Source organism: Acinetobacter sp. RIT698 (assembly GCF_009668065.1).
Classification (GTDB): domain Bacteria; phylum Pseudomonadota; class Gammaproteobacteria; order Pseudomonadales; family Moraxellaceae; genus Acinetobacter; species Acinetobacter guillouiae.
In genome coordinates, this window is the sequence record NZ_WJYH01000022.1 from 40,518 (window position 1) to 54,262 (window position 13,745).

General features: G+C 38.4%; 16 protein-coding genes. 13 read left to right on the forward strand and 3 right to left on the reverse strand.

The features are described 5' to 3' along the window. Positions 1-286 precede the first annotated feature (286 nt). On the forward strand, positions 287-1,696 hold the full coding sequence (locus tag GJV03_RS11340; protein ID WP_154130122.1) for a TIGR00366 family protein: 1,410 nt from the start codon (positions 287-289) through the stop codon (positions 1,694-1,696). Between the two features lie 216 nt (positions 1,697-1,912). On the opposite strand, the gene GJV03_RS11345 is transcribed toward GJV03_RS11340, so the two are convergent. Further along, a complete protein-coding gene (locus tag GJV03_RS11345; protein ID WP_154130123.1) occupies positions 1,913-2,839 on the reverse strand; it encodes a tetratricopeptide repeat protein in 927 nt (308 codons plus the stop codon). A 655-nt stretch (positions 2,840-3,494) separates the two neighbouring features. On the opposite strand from GJV03_RS11345, the gene ybgC reads away from it, so the two are divergent. From ybgC to pal, 7 genes are all read left to right on the forward strand, one after another. Next, positions 3,495-3,902: a tol-pal system-associated acyl-CoA thioesterase gene (gene ybgC / locus GJV03_RS11350; RefSeq protein ID WP_004724526.1), complete on the forward strand. Its 408-nt coding sequence runs from the start codon at positions 3,495-3,497 to the stop codon at positions 3,900-3,902. Between the two features lie 24 nt (positions 3,903-3,926). Next, on the forward strand, positions 3,927-4,625 hold the full coding sequence (tolQ, locus tag GJV03_RS11355) for a protein TolQ (protein ID WP_004724528.1): 699 nt from the start codon (positions 3,927-3,929) through the stop codon (positions 4,623-4,625). Beyond that, positions 4,625-5,074 (forward strand): protein TolR, encoded by a 450-nt coding sequence (gene tolR / locus GJV03_RS11360; protein WP_004724530.1) that lies wholly within the window; start codon positions 4,625-4,627, stop codon positions 5,072-5,074. The genes tolQ and tolR overlap by 1 nt, the downstream gene beginning before the upstream one ends. A 3-nt stretch (positions 5,075-5,077) precedes the next feature. Then, entirely contained in the window at positions 5,078-6,442 is a 1,365-nt protein-coding gene (tolA, locus tag GJV03_RS11365; protein ID WP_154130124.1) for a cell envelope integrity protein TolA, read from the forward strand. A gap of 245 nt (positions 6,443-6,687) precedes the next feature. Continuing rightward, complete coding sequence (locus GJV03_RS21740) at positions 6,688-6,954, forward strand: hypothetical protein (protein WP_252720704.1); 267 nt, start codon at positions 6,688-6,690, stop codon at positions 6,952-6,954. Between the two features lie 277 nt (positions 6,955-7,231). Further along, entirely contained in the window at positions 7,232-8,515 is a 1,284-nt protein-coding gene (gene tolB, locus GJV03_RS11375) for a Tol-Pal system beta propeller repeat protein TolB (protein WP_004724537.1), read from the forward strand. Between the two features lie 51 nt (positions 8,516-8,566). Then, positions 8,567-9,136 carry a peptidoglycan-associated lipoprotein Pal gene (gene pal, locus GJV03_RS11380; RefSeq protein ID WP_004822680.1) on the forward strand — a complete coding sequence of 190 codons (570 nt, stop codon included), beginning with the start codon at positions 8,567-8,569 and terminating at the stop codon, positions 9,134-9,136. 162 nt (positions 9,137-9,298) lie between these two features. Here the strand turns inward: pal and GJV03_RS11385 are convergent, their stop codons facing one another. Next, positions 9,299-9,904: an SMI1/KNR4 family protein gene (locus GJV03_RS11385; protein WP_151957725.1), complete on the reverse strand. Its 606-nt coding sequence runs from the start codon at positions 9,902-9,904 to the stop codon at positions 9,299-9,301. Positions 9,905-9,983: 79 nt separating this feature from the next. Further along, positions 9,984-10,169, reverse strand: a complete 186-nt coding sequence (locus tag GJV03_RS11390) for an NF038105 family protein (RefSeq protein ID WP_004724542.1) — start codon at positions 10,167-10,169, stop codon at positions 9,984-9,986. A gap of 175 nt (positions 10,170-10,344) precedes the next feature. Between GJV03_RS11390 and GJV03_RS11395 the strand changes: the two genes are divergently transcribed. From GJV03_RS11395 to GJV03_RS11415, 5 genes are all read left to right on the forward strand, one after another. Next, positions 10,345-11,319, forward strand: coding sequence for a class 1 fructose-bisphosphatase (locus GJV03_RS11395; protein ID WP_004724544.1), 975 nt, complete (start codon positions 10,345-10,347; stop codon positions 11,317-11,319). Between the two features lie 112 nt (positions 11,320-11,431). Beyond that, complete coding sequence (locus tag GJV03_RS11400; protein ID WP_004724547.1) at positions 11,432-12,208, forward strand: RNA methyltransferase; 777 nt, start codon at positions 11,432-11,434, stop codon at positions 12,206-12,208. Positions 12,209-12,363: 155 nt separating this feature from the next. After that, positions 12,364-12,978 (forward strand): RNA polymerase sigma factor, encoded by a 615-nt coding sequence (locus GJV03_RS11405; RefSeq protein ID WP_016539489.1) that lies wholly within the window; start codon positions 12,364-12,366, stop codon positions 12,976-12,978. Continuing rightward, positions 12,971-13,297: a hypothetical protein gene (locus tag GJV03_RS11410; protein ID WP_154130125.1), complete on the forward strand. Its 327-nt coding sequence runs from the start codon at positions 12,971-12,973 to the stop codon at positions 13,295-13,297. Before GJV03_RS11405 ends, GJV03_RS11410 begins: the two co-directional genes overlap by 8 nt. Next, positions 13,287-13,694 carry a DUF3106 domain-containing protein gene (locus GJV03_RS11415; protein ID WP_004724554.1) on the forward strand — a complete coding sequence of 136 codons (408 nt, stop codon included), beginning with the start codon at positions 13,287-13,289 and terminating at the stop codon, positions 13,692-13,694. Before GJV03_RS11410 ends, GJV03_RS11415 begins: the two co-directional genes overlap by 11 nt. Positions 13,695-13,745 lie beyond the last annotated feature (51 nt).

Genomic DNA, 13,745 nt, shown 5'->3' on the forward strand with positions numbered 1-13,745 from the left:
TACGTTTAAAACTTTAAACTTATAAAAAAGCCAATTCAATGTTAATAACTTAATAAAAGGACAGTTGATAATTTTGACTGAGCAACCCAAAAAGGAATCAAATTGAGTGAACTTGCATGGAATGTGAGTTTAGAAAAAAAATTCAACAGCGCATATACCTAAAGCTCATTCGAGAGTCTTTTATACAAATATTCAAACTTGCTGATGTTGATCGTTATCGCCCGAAAATCAATATTTTCAACATGGATGTACTGGTTTCATAATCGAATAAATAGGATATTTAAATATGGATAACACTCAGAATATATTACAAAAATTTGCAATAAAAGTCAGTGATTGGTCAGAAAAATGGTTTCCTGATTCCTATATCTTTGCCCTGTTAGGCGTCATCATTGTCGCCATAGCTGCGATTGGAATAGGAGCACCTGTTCAGGAGGTCGCAATTTCATTTGGCAATGGTTTCTGGAGTTTGATTCCATTTACGATGCAAATGTGTATGTTGATTGTCGTTGGTTATGTGGTTTCAGTATCCAAACCCGTCGAAATGCTGATTCAAAAAATGGCTCAGATTCCAACATCTGGAAGAAATGCTATTGTTTTTGTAGCGACTGTTAGTCTGTTGATTTCGCTGATTAACTGGGCCATGAGTACAGTTTTAACTGCCCTTTTGGTGATTGCACTATCCAAGCGTAAAGAGCTGAATATGGATTATCGTGCAGCTGCCGCAGCCGCTATTATTGGTATGGGAGCAACTTGGGCATTGGGTATTAGTTCTTCCGCTGCTCAGTTACAGGCAAACAAAGCGAGCTTACCAGAACCACTTTATAATTTAACTGGTATTATTCCTTTTACTGAAACGATCTTTTTACCACAGTCTATGATTATGACTGCCGTATTGATTATTGTATCAATTGCCATTGCATTCTGGTCTGCACCTAAAGGCAATAGTATAAAAACCATTGATGAATTCGATATTCATTTTGAAAATGAAAAGACCGAAGTTCAGAGCAAAAAACGCCCAGGTGATTGGCTAGAAAACTCCCCTATTCTGAGCATTTTAATTGTGGTTTTGGGTCTGATCTGGATGTTTAATGAGTTTACAAAAAGCAATCCGATTATTGCGATTTCCAGTTTAAACACTTACAACTTTATCTTCTTAATGCTGGGTATTGCTTTACACGGAACACCTCGAAATTTTTTAAATGCAGTTTCTAAAGCAGTCCCTGCGGTTTCTGGCGTACTGATCCAATTTCCACTCTATGGAAGTATTGCTTTTATCATGACAAGTGCAATGAACGCACAGGATTTATCTCTATCTCATTATATTGCTGAATTTTTTGTATCGATTGCATCCAAAGAAACTTTCGCAATTGTTATGGGGTTATATTCGGCTATTTTAGGCTTTTTCATTCCATCTGGGGGTGGTAAGTGGATTATTGAAGCACCTTATGTCATGCAGGCTGCACACGATTTAAAAGTACATTTAGGCTGGTCTGTTCAGATTTATAATGCAGCAGAAGCTTTACCCAATTTAATTAATCCTTTCTTTATGTTACCCATGCTGGGAATTTTAAAGTTAAAAGCCAAAGATGTTATTGGATTTACAGTTACTCAGCTTGTCTTCCATTTACCCTTGGTTTTATTCTTATTGTGGATTCTTGGTCGTACTTTAACGTATATGCCACCTACTTTTTAGAATTTAAGATGCTTTGTTGTACAAAGTTATTTAAACGGCTTATTCAACATAATCTTCTGTTGAATAAGCCGACAACTAAATTGATCATACCAAGAGTTGATCTTCTTACAAACGAGCTTTAATTAATCGTAGGAGATCACTAACTACTTTAATTTTAATAATCAGATCAGTGGTATACATCATAAAATGGTACACATAAGTGGAATCAAGTTTGATCTATACCAAACCCTTATCATACATCTCAGTAAGATTATTTTGTGCATCTGCATCTCCCCGAGCAGCCGCCTTGCTAAAACATTCAAATGCTTTTTCATAACTTTGGGTTGCGCAAAGCCCCTTGTAATACATTGATCCAAGGTTATTTTGTGCATCCGCATTTTCTTGGGCAGCCGCCTTGTTAAACCATTCAAATGCTTTCGTATCATTTTGGGCTATGCCTTGACCAGTGACATACATCACTCCAAGGTTATTTTGTGCACCTGCATATCCTTGGGCAGCCGCTTTATTATAGTATTCAAATGCTTTTTCATAACTTTGAGCTACACCTTGGCCATGCTGATACATCCACCCAAGGTAATATTGTGCATCTAAAAATCCCTGAGCAGCTGCCTTGCTATACAATTTAAAAGCTTTTTCATAATTTTGAACTACGCCTTGACCATGCTGATACATCACTCCTAGGTTATTTTGCGCACCAGCATTACCTTGCGCAGCTAACTTTTTATAAAATTCCAACGCTTTTTTATAGTTTTGTACTACGCCTTGACCATTCTGATACATCGATCCAAGGTTAGTTTGTGCTACAGCATTATCCTGAGCAGCTGCCTTAACATACCATTCAAATGCTTTTTCATAATTTTGAATTACACCTTGACCATGTTGATACATCCATCCAAGGTTATTTTGCGCATCCAAATCCCCCTGAGCAGCTGCCTTACTATACCATTCAAACGCTTTTTCATAATTTTGTACTACACCTTGACCATTCTCGTACATCCATCCAAGATCATTTTGTGCATCTATCTCTCCTTGATTAGCTAATCTCGAGGTATATTTAAATTTAACAGTTTTTGCAAAAGTTGGACTAACAAAAAACAATATAGGAAAAATAATTATATGAAATAGGCTTTTATTGATATTCATTGGTTACGTTTTTAAATTAGATCATTGATTTAATTTAATATATTCCAACTAAAATTGAAATAAATTTTATTCGTTTTTTATTTATTAAAATTTCATGCAGATCAAAATCCATTCAACAAAATGAGTGTTATGTGAAATATTCTTTACGGCGTTTAATTTTGTTCTAGATTTTTTTAGCTTTAAACGTTACCACAGGATTCCTTACAGTAATGCCACTTCATTAACAGAATCCACAAGCTAATCTCCGTTAGCCCTTCTCTCCTCATTCGGATTGTAATCTTGTGCCATTTGAGAAAGCATGCCTTGTGCTAAAATTCGCGCCAAAGTCAGTATTAAACTCTTGTGCAAATTTATAAGTGGGGCAAATCAATTTGCTTTCTACAATATAGCCTCTAAAGCTTATATACACGTACTGTTCAAGCAACCAGTCCGCTGTTCATGTAGATTTCCGTTTCTCTCAAAACATCTCATAGATGCTTTTGGTATAGTTGATAGGTTCACTTATAAATATCGTAAAATTCAATCAAGCAATCAGATCAGCAATATAAAAAGTTCTTGTTTTTTTAACTGACTGATTTGAAATTGAATCAGCGCAAGTAAATACTGGCAAGCAATTGATAGATATGCAATAAACAACACAGGAATGCATAGCAACATGAGTAATAAATTCGAATTCCAAATCCGTGTATATATCGAAGATACAGATGCTGGCGGTATCGTATACCATGCCAATCATATCCGCTTTATGGAACGTGCACGGACAGAATGGCTACGTGCATCCGGTATTGACCACTATTGGCATCAAAAAGATTACAATTTTGTCGTGCATAAAATTGCATTGAAATATTCTCGCCCTATACTCATGGACGATCTTATTACTGTTACAGCAAGTGTAGTTTCATGTAAAGCTTCGTCATTTGTGTTGCAACAGAATATATATCGTGGTGAAATCATGCTTGCTTCTGGCGAGGTGGAATTGGCATGTTTAAGTACAGATATGAAACCTCGTAGAATTCCTGACGAAATCCGTGATTTAATTCTTCGAGAATTAGCTCACGAATAAAAAATACTTTTGGCACATGTAACTATGGCAACACAACTAGAATCTTCTTTACACATCTCTGATTTAATTTTACAAGCGAGCCCTGTGGTTCAATTGGTGATGCTAATCTTAGTACTCGCATCTGTTTTTAGTTGGTATTTGATTGCCAAGTTGCATATGGGCTATAAGAAAGCACATCAAGGCGATGAGCACTTCCAAAAAATCTTCTGGTCTGGTGCTGAACTCAATACCTTATATAACAATGCTCAGCTTAATTCTAAGCGAAGCGGTTTAGAAGATATTTTCTATCAAGGTTTAAGTGAATTTTTAAAACTTAAAAAACGCCATGCAGAAACTGCATCGATGATTGAAGGCACTGAACGTATCTTGCGTGTAGGACTCAGTCGTGATCAAGGCCGTTTAGAGCAAGGCTTAAGCTCTCTCGCCAGTATCGGTTCTGTCGCACCTTATATTGGTTTATTTGGTACTGTTTGGGGCATTATGAGTGCATTCATTGGCTTAGCTCAGGTTGAACAAGTTACCTTAGCCACTGTTGCACCAGGTATTGCTGAAGCATTGATTGCAACTGCGATTGGTTTATTTGCTGCAATACCAGCAGTACTAGCATTTAACCATTACACTGCAAAAGGCGAAGAAATTTATTCAGATCGTGCATTATTTGCAGAAGAAATGGTGGCGCTATTACAACGTCAGTCTGTGGGAACTACACAGGAAGATGAATAATGACAATCCAACGTTCTGGACGTTTTGAGCGCGTCAAAAAGCCTTTAAAAAGTGATATGAATGTCGTTCCCTATATCGACGTCATGTTGGTTTTATTGGTTATTTTTATGGTGACAGCACCCATGATTACCACGGGTGTTAAAGTTGATCTACCTCAAGCAAACAATAATCCGATTCAATCTGAAGACCGACCAGCCATCGTGACTTTAGAAGCAGATGGTACGATTAAACTTGAAGACAAAAACCATAAAAATGAGGTTTTAACTTTAGATGAGTTAAAAACAGTACTTACAGAAAATCAGCAACAGGCTCAAGCAAATAACAAGCAATTGAGTGTCTTGATCAATGGTAGTGAATCACGCCCTTATGGTGAAGTCATGAAACTCATGTCTACACTGCAAGATGCTGGTTTAAGCCAAGTGGGTTTACTGACAGAGTCTGTAAAGTAAGTTATGAAAAATATTCAAAAGCCACAATCTAAAGAAAAAGCGATTGCACTTGGATTTACCCTAGGTATTCATGTGGTGGCGATTACTGGCTTACTTTTTCTCGGTTTAAGTCAACCACCTGAGCCACCCAAGCAAATTAAAACCGTTTTAATTAAACCTGAAGATTTACCACCGCCTGAACCCAAGCCTTTAGTAGAAACTGATGCCACTGAAACGGCAGATAGCAAGGTTGCAGAAAATACTCAGCAAACAGCGGAACCCGATCAAACTGCACCAGAAATTCCAACTGAAGCAAATAACACACCAGATACCAAGGCGATAGATGCACAAAAAGCTGCCGAACAGGCCAAGGCAGCCGCATTAGAACAGCAATTGGCTATGGCAGCGGCTAAAGCAGCACAAGAAAAAGCCTTAAAACTTTCTCAAGCTAAAGCAGATGCTGCGGAAAAAGCCAAACAAGAGGCAGCTGAAAAAGTAAAGCAGGCTAAAAATGCTGCTGAGAAAGCTAAGGCAGAAGCTGAAGCAAGATCTAAAGCAGATGCAGCAGCTAAGGCCAAGCAAGAGGCGCTTCAAAAAGCCAAAGCAGATGCTGCAGAAAAAGCTAGACTCGCAAGACTCAATGCCGAAGCAAAAAGCAAAGCAGAAGCTGCTGAAAAAGTCAGAAAAGAAGCCGCAGATAAGGCCCAACAGGCCAAAGCCGATGCTGCTGCAAAAGCCAAGGCAGAAGCTGCTGCAAAGGCTAAAGCGGATGCTAATGCAAAAGCTAAAGCAGATGCTGCTGCAAAGGCTAAAGCGGATGCTAATGCGAAGGCTAAAGCAGATGCTAATGCAAAAGCCAAAGCGGACGCTGCTGAAAAAGCCAAAGCGGATGCTAATGCAAAAGCTAAAGCAGATGCTGCTGCAAAAGCCAAAGCGGATGCTGCTGCAAAAGCTAAAGCGGATGCTAATGCAAAAGCCAAGGCAGATGCCGCGGCAAAAGCCAAAGCGGATGCGGACGCAAAACGTAAAGCTGATCTAGCACGCGAATTAGATGAAGAAAAAGCCTCTGCTGCTGAAAAAGCCAAAGAAGCTGCTGCAAATAAAAAGGCAGAAGCGAGAAAAGTTGCATCTTCTGCGAAAAAGGACTTTGAAAGTAAAGTTCGGAATGCTTGGCGTATGCCTGCTGGCTCAACAGGTCAAAAGGCAACAGCTCGTGTCACACTAACGGATAGCGGTTCTGTGGCCTCGATCATTGTCAATGCATCAGACCCAGATGTAAAAGCAAGTGTGGAACAAGCAGTTCGCAATGCTGCACCTTTCCCGATGCCATCTGATCCAGATGCACGACGTGAAGCACGAAGTTTTAGTGCAAATTTTACTGTGAAATAATCTTAAAATTACACCCTGCCAAGGCAGGGTGTAATTTAATGTAAGAACAATCACTCGGAAAATCAAATGCGAGTTAACCCCATATTTGTAGCAATTTCATTATTTTTTCCAACCGCGTTATTATTTGCAAAAAATATCGAGCAAGAAAAAATACTTGAAGTAAATACGCAACAACACCCACCTTCTGCGTCATACGAAAAAAACCGTCTGTACCAACAACGGAAGCATTACTTCTACAAAGTCAAATGGCTCAGCAGATAAATACCGCTAGAGTCAATCGTATTGTTAAAAAGTTGAGAAATTTAACAATCATCCAAGAAAATGCCGATGTTATTATTTACTTAGATGACAGTGGGAATGTAAAAGATATTTTAATCACAGAACAGGACAGCGAAACGTTTTCAAACGCAATCAAAACGGCGATTCAGCAAACAGCACCTTTTGAAATGTCTAAACAGTCATCGCTCAATCAATTATTAAAAGTGATTCGCATCAAATTCCGTATTGAATAAGTCTCTATTGAACACGAAATAATATATTTTAATGGCAGCAACAACGACATTGTTCTCAAATCTATAAAAAAGTAATTTTTAAAACTGCGCCATTTACAACGCCCAAAGATCAAGCCGAAATTCATTGGTGTAATAAATTTGAATTTAATTTTTTTAGTAAATCTGTTCAATGATAATCTTTTGTTCACAATTACATGCTTTATATAGATTAAAATCATGTCTTTGTGCTACAAAGCTAAGCATAGTTAAAAATTGATATTTGAGTACATGAAGTCCAATGAAAATCATGCCTAAACATCTATTAGGATTCGCAATTATTGTTGCATTTAGTCCAGCATTGATCACCACATCATATGCACAATTGCAATTAGAAATTGCCAAAGCACCTGAATCTGCACCTAAAATTGCCATCATTCCATTTAGTAATGATCAATCTATCTACCCTATTGTTGAACAAGATTTAAATCGCTCTGGGCGCTTTACCAGTTCATCAAAAAATCTTCCTGCAACTGCAAACATAAACAATATAAATGCAGAAGCATGGAAAGCAGCTGGGGTTCCTTATGTGGTTTTAGGTGACTCTAAAACCAATGCAGATGGTTCACTGGCAGTACATTACCAACTCTATGATGTTGAAAAGCAGAAATTCCTATTAAATGAATTGCTCTCGATTCCAGCATCACGTGTACGTTCTGCGGCACATATGATCAGTGACGCAATTTATCAAGCGCTTACAGGGATTCAAGGCGACTTCACAGGACGTATTGCTTATGTGTTACGTAACCCTGCAACACCAGAGACTCGTTATACCTTACAAATTGCAGATACCGATGGTGAGCAACCTAAAACGGTATTAAGTTCAAGAGATCCTATTCTCTCACCTGCTTGGACGCCAGATGCGAAAAAAATTGCATATGTTTCATTTGAAACCAAGCGCCCTGCTATTTATATCCAAGATTTAGCCACAGGTGCACGTGAAAAACTCGCTGCATTTCGCGGTTTAAACGGTGCACCAAGTTTCTCTCCTGATGGGAAATCAATGCTATTTACTGCGTCAATGCATGGAAATCCTGAAGTTTATCAAATGGATTTAGATTCACGTCAAGTGAAGCGCATGACCAACGATAGCGCAATTGACACAGAAGCACGTTATGCTCCAGATGGAAAATCATTTATTTTCACATCTGACCGTGGTGGATCAGCACAAATTTACCGTTATAGTTTTGATGACGGCTCGACCAAACGTTTAACTTTCCGTGGTGCATTTAATGCACGCGGTACATTAAGTGCCGATGGTAAATATGTGGCATTGGTACACCGCCCTTCTGGTAGTAACTACAAAGTTGCCATTCAGGAAATTTCTACAGGTATCACCAATATTTTGACACCAACAAGTTTAGATGAATCACCAAGCTTTTCTCCAAATGGGCAAATGGTAGTTTATGCAACACGTGAGGGTAATCGTGGCTTATTGGCAATCATGTCTACAGATGGTCGCTTCCGCATGAACTTACCAAGTGAACAAGGTGAAGTACGTGAACCGGCTTGGGCCCCTAAATAATTTAATCAAGATGTAAATCACTTATTTAAAATTGAAATACCGGAGATCAACATGAAGTCAATTCAATATCTAGCTTTACCCTTATTAGCAGCAAGCTTGGTGATGACAGGTTGTGCAAGCCGTAAACCTGCTGCCACTGTAGAATCAGGAACCAATCCAAATAGTGCGACGACAGTAAATACCAGTGGTTTAAGTGAAGATGCTGCTTTAAATGCACAAAACTTAAATGGTGCTTCATCTAAAGGCGTGACTGAAGCCAATAAAGCATTTTTAGCAAAACGTGTGGTACATTTTGATTATGACAGTAGTGATCTTTCCAATGATGACTACCAAACACTACAAGCACATGCGCAGTTCTTGATTGCCAATGCCAACTCTAAAGTGGCATTAACAGGTCATACAGATGAACGTGGTACGCGTGAGTACAACATGGCTTTAGGTGAGCGTCGTGCTAAAGCCGTTGAAAGCTACCTGATCACCAATGGTGTTAAAGCAAACCAATTAGAAGCGGTAAGCTACGGTAAAGAAATGCCAATCAATGCTGGTCATGATGAAGCTGCTTGGAAAGAAAACCGCCGTGTTGAAATCAACTACGAAGCCGTTCCTCCTCTTTTAAAATAATGCCAAAGTTGCATTATTAAAATAGACCATAAAAAATGCCCAATTCAATTGGGCATTTTTACCAGAAATTCTTCTCATTCAGCGCTTTTCCATTTCAAGATAAAGTCTTGATTTAGTAAAGTAAAATAAGAAACTGCTTAGAATGTTCAATGGTAATTTATATTAATAACGCCATTTCTTGAGTATTTGCTCATTAAATAACGCAATAAACCTTTCCTCTACCCATTCATCCACTTCATCTGGATGTGCTTCAGCAAAAAACTCAGACTGCACTAAAATCAGACAACCTTTAATATAGTCATCCACACAGTCCAATATTTTACTTAAATAAGGCGTGTCGTCATGATCAAAGTAATAGATTTCTTTGCTGATATCATGAAAGCAAAACATATTGCCATTACCAAGATAATCACTAAATGTAATCAGATGAGGTAAAACTGCTAAATCGGTCTGACTAAATTCAGGCGCATATTGCGGTGCATTTGCCCAAATATCTTTTAAGTAGCCAATATCATCAAACTGCTGTAATTGTTCACCAATATCAGCAATCCCAAAGTGTTGATAGAAGATCTTTAAAGATTCAGGTAAGCGACAATTTAAACGCTGTTCAAGTTTTAAAATTTGCTCATCATCAATTGCGGGTGCAATCTCATCATCATTGAAATCAGCTAGAGATTCTAAAATTAGGCGAGTTTTAACATCCCACTCCGCTTCACCAATTTTATTAAACGGAATGATAATGTCTGTTTTGTGATCAATTTCTATCATGAAGCGTTATTGTTCGGGCTTAATATAAAATATATGAATAGAAAAAAGCGCTCATATAGTAATGAACGCTTTTTATTGATTAAGCCTTTGACTCATCTGGCTTGGGGCTTTGCATAGATTCAATCATGTCATGCTTATTGAATTCTTTGAATTCAGGCTTAGCTTCGTAATTCTTCCATGCTTCTTTCACTTTTTCAGCACTAATATCTTTTAAATCAATGCTTTCATTTGGAGTCGGAGTCGCTTCAAACTTTGTCGTTGTCATGTCAGTGCTCCTTTACGCTATTGTACGTATATTCAACATAACACTTTCTAAAATACTTTCAAGGGTAATTTCACGACAAATAACACAGGATAATTTCTATTTTGTGCTGAACTCATCTAAAATAGCCTCCATTATTTGGTTTGTAAAAATTTATCGCTTTTGGAGCACCTCTGATATGTCATATCGCACCCTATCCCAATATTTAGAACAACAACAAGGGAACTTAACATCTGAACTTGCCAATGTAATTGAAACAATTGCAAATACCTGCAAAACCATTGATCAGGCTTTACAGAAAGGTGCTTTAGCTGGTGTCTTGGGGAGTGCACAACATGAAAATGTACAAGGTGAAGAGCAAAAAAAACTTGATGTGATTTCAAATGACTATTTGATTGATGCTTTAAAAGCCAATCCAAATGTAGGTGGACTCGCATCTGAAGAATTAGATGAATTTACCCCAGCTCAAGAAAATGGCAAATATTTGGTTTTATTTGATCCATTAGATGGTTCAAGCAATATTGACATTAATATGTGTGTAGGAACAATTTTTTCTATCCTTCCTGCTCAAAATGCCGTAACGCAAGCTGAAGACTTCATGCAAGCAGGTATTCAACAAGTTTCAGCAGGTTATGTGCTTTATGGCCCATCGACAATGATGGCTTTGACCGTTGGCGCGGGTGTTGTATTTTTCACTTACGACCCTGAAGAAAAGCAATTCTTGCTCACTTCTGAAAATATTCAAGTTGCTGCGGATACCAAAGAGTTTGCGATTAACTCATCAAACCAACGTCATTGGGAAGCGCCTGTAAAACGTTATATCGATGAACTACAAGCGGGTAAAACATCTATACGTGAAAAAGATTTCAATATGCGTTGGGTGGCGTGTATGGTGGGTGATATTCATCGTATTTTATGTCGTAGCGGTATTTTCTTATATCCATACGATACTAAAGATCCTAAAAAAGCAGGTCGTCTACGTTTAATGTATGAAGCCAACCCAATGAGTATGTTAATGGAACAAGCTGGCGGCGCATCGACTACAGGTCGTACACGTATTCTAGAGATTCAACCGACTGAGTTACATCAACGTGTTCCTGTTATCATTGGTTCTAAGAATGAAGTTGAGCTTGTTACCAGCTACCACAACTAATTCTTCTCTCTTTTCTTACTCTCTATTTAGGGAGTAACGCCAGCTAGGGTCTGTTGCAATTTCTTTATAGAATGATCACAGACCCTACTTAATTTTTTGGACGTACTCTCCCATGCCTACAATTTTCCTTGAATCAAAAGACAATCCCAAAATTAAACACCTCAGAGGTTTAATTGAACAAAACACTTACCGTAAAAAACAGGGACAAACTGTACTTGAGGGAACCCATCTTACGCTTGCATGGTTAGAAAAAGGTCGAAAAATCAATTCAATTTTCACCACTGAACATGCCTTAGATCATGAAGATTTAGGCAGTATCCTTGACCAATATCAAGGTATCGTGTTTGTGGTGGGTGAATCTTTATACAAAGATTTAAGTACCCTTGGGACCAGCCTTGCATGTCTAGCCATTGTGGATTTACCAAGTTCAACTCAGGCACTGAATTTTACTGAAGACACGCTAATTCTTGAAAATGTCCAAGATCCGGGCAATGTTGGCACATTACTCAGATCAGCCGCCGCCGCGGGTATTGAACAAATTGTCTGTACCAAAGGTTCTGCATCATTATGGTCACCACGAGTATTACGTGCCGGTATGGGGGCGCATTTTTCATTACACACATATGAAAACGTGATCCTTGAAGACCTACTCAAGCAATTTAAAATTCCTGTGTATGTCACCAGTTCGCATCAGGCAGAAAGCCTTTACACTAAAAACCTGCGCAAACAATGTGTTTGGATTCTAGGTAACGAAGGTCAAGGCGTTTCAGATTTTGCCCTTAAACGCGCAGAAGCGGTATCTATTCCGCAACCTGGTGGTCAAGAATCCCTCAATGTTGCAGTTGCAGGCTCGATTTGTTTCTTTGAAATGGTTAGACAACGACTATAAGGTTAATTTATTTTAAATATTGCCCGTTATTGGAAAAAATCATTTAAACTGAAAAAAATAATTGATTTACATGTCAACCCAAACCATTTTTTTAACGTTATAGAGATATGAATTTAAAATAATGGTGGGTACCCATGACGGGATTTTCCATCTCTATGGACTTAGCACCAAAGAAGTCACAGTCTGAAACAGCAAGTGCTCAAACGAGTACGAGTGAGCAGCGCCTGCGTTTTTTCATGCAGGACGTGACGGGTCGTGCCCTAGTGATGATGGAAAATGCAACCCAAGGTCACAATGGGATTGCGATGGATTTGGTACAGGAAGCATTTATTTCCTTACATAAATCTTATGCTGAGAAATCTACCGAAGAGTGGTATCCACTGTTCTATACAATTTTAAATAACAAATTACAAGATTGGCGACGCAAAGAAGCACGACGCGCTTCTCCATTTTCGTTATTTCGAAAAATTGATTTAGATTCTGATGATGAAGAGGCCATGGAAATTGTGGATGAATCCACACCTAATCCACTTCAATTTCTAGATCAAGATGTCACCGTTGAGGAAATTCAAGAAGCCATTAGCCGCCTCCCTGTACGCCAGCAACAAGCATTTATGTTACGCGCTTGGGAAGGATTTGATACTCAAACCACTGCATCTATTATGAACTGTACAGAAGGTAGTGTAAAAACCCATTATCACAGAGCTATTCAAGGACTAAGAACTTCGCTCTCACATTTAAATCCGTATGGAGGTTCATCACATGAATAATGATGATTTCACCAAACAAGTGACGGCAAAACTGGATGAAGCTGCACGTAATCACCGCAATAAAGCAGTGGTGATGAACAATGTGCTTGATCATATCCAAGATAAACAAACCTCACGTTTTGGTCACTGGAAAATGACTGGCTTTGCGCTTGCAGCGGCAATTACTGGTTTTGTTGTGATTCCAAATGTTTTTGATGTATCACCAGAATCGCAAACTCCGCAACAAGTGGTGATTAGCCCTAAACTTTCACCTCAAATGATGGAAGATTTAGATATGTTGTCTGTATTTGGTGAGGATAAAAATTCTCATGGCAGCTAGAAAATTAGCTTTGGCATTTTGTGCTATTGGTTTTCTACAAACAAGTTTTGCTGGATTTGAACGTTTTTGGATTTTTTCTAAAGATGCGAACAGTCAAGTCAATGAAACATGGGATGCCCTTTCTGAGGACGAACAAAAAGCACTAATTAAACGCTATCAAAATTTAAAAGAAATTCCGACTGATCAAAGTGCAGCACTGCAACAACGCATGGATTGGTTTACTCAGCTTCCTGAACAAGAAAAGCAAAAAATGCGTGAAGTCTGGCAGCAAATGAGCACCGCTGAACGCAACGAAATGCGCAAAAAAATGCAAAAAGCATCAACATCTGATGAGCGCAATGAAATTCGTGAACAATATATGGTGAAATATCAACAGAATATCACGGGTTCACATTAAGCATATTTTTAAATTTTATTCATTGCCAGTTATTTAACTGGCTTTTTATCT

Excerpts from the sequence above, each read along its gene's own strand:
- GJV03_RS11390 (WP_004724542.1), bottom strand. The coding sequence starts at position 10,169 with ATGACAACGACAAAGTTTGAAGCGACTCCGACTCCAAATGAAAGCATT.
- GJV03_RS21740 (WP_252720704.1), top strand. The coding sequence starts at position 6,688 with ATGGCTCAGCAGATAAATACCGCTAGAGTCAATCGTATTGTTAAAAAG.
- GJV03_RS11395 (WP_004724544.1), top strand. The coding sequence starts at position 10,345 with ATGTCATATCGCACCCTATCCCAATATTTAGAACAACAACAAGGGAAC.
- tolA (WP_154130124.1), top strand. The coding sequence starts at position 5,078 with ATGAAAAATATTCAAAAGCCACAATCTAAAGAAAAAGCGATTGCACTT.
- GJV03_RS11385 (WP_151957725.1), bottom strand. The coding sequence starts at position 9,904 with ATGATAGAAATTGATCACAAAACAGACATTATCATTCCGTTTAATAAA.
- GJV03_RS11415 (WP_004724554.1), top strand. The coding sequence starts at position 13,287 with ATGGCAGCTAGAAAATTAGCTTTGGCATTTTGTGCTATTGGTTTTCTA.
- GJV03_RS11410 (WP_154130125.1), top strand. The coding sequence starts at position 12,971 with ATGAATAATGATGATTTCACCAAACAAGTGACGGCAAAACTGGATGAA.
- pal (WP_004822680.1), top strand. The coding sequence starts at position 8,567 with ATGAAGTCAATTCAATATCTAGCTTTACCCTTATTAGCAGCAAGCTTG.
- GJV03_RS11340 (WP_154130122.1), top strand. The coding sequence starts at position 287 with ATGGATAACACTCAGAATATATTACAAAAATTTGCAATAAAAGTCAGT.
- tolB (WP_004724537.1), top strand. The coding sequence starts at position 7,232 with ATGAAAATCATGCCTAAACATCTATTAGGATTCGCAATTATTGTTGCA.
- tolQ (WP_004724528.1), top strand. The coding sequence starts at position 3,927 with ATGGCAACACAACTAGAATCTTCTTTACACATCTCTGATTTAATTTTA.
- GJV03_RS11400 (WP_004724547.1), top strand. The coding sequence starts at position 11,432 with ATGCCTACAATTTTCCTTGAATCAAAAGACAATCCCAAAATTAAACAC.
- GJV03_RS11345 (WP_154130123.1), bottom strand. The coding sequence starts at position 2,839 with ATGAATATCAATAAAAGCCTATTTCATATAATTATTTTTCCTATATTG.
- tolR (WP_004724530.1), top strand. The coding sequence starts at position 4,625 with ATGACAATCCAACGTTCTGGACGTTTTGAGCGCGTCAAAAAGCCTTTA.
- GJV03_RS11405 (WP_016539489.1), top strand. The coding sequence starts at position 12,364 with ATGGACTTAGCACCAAAGAAGTCACAGTCTGAAACAGCAAGTGCTCAA.
- ybgC (WP_004724526.1), top strand. The coding sequence starts at position 3,495 with ATGAGTAATAAATTCGAATTCCAAATCCGTGTATATATCGAAGATACA.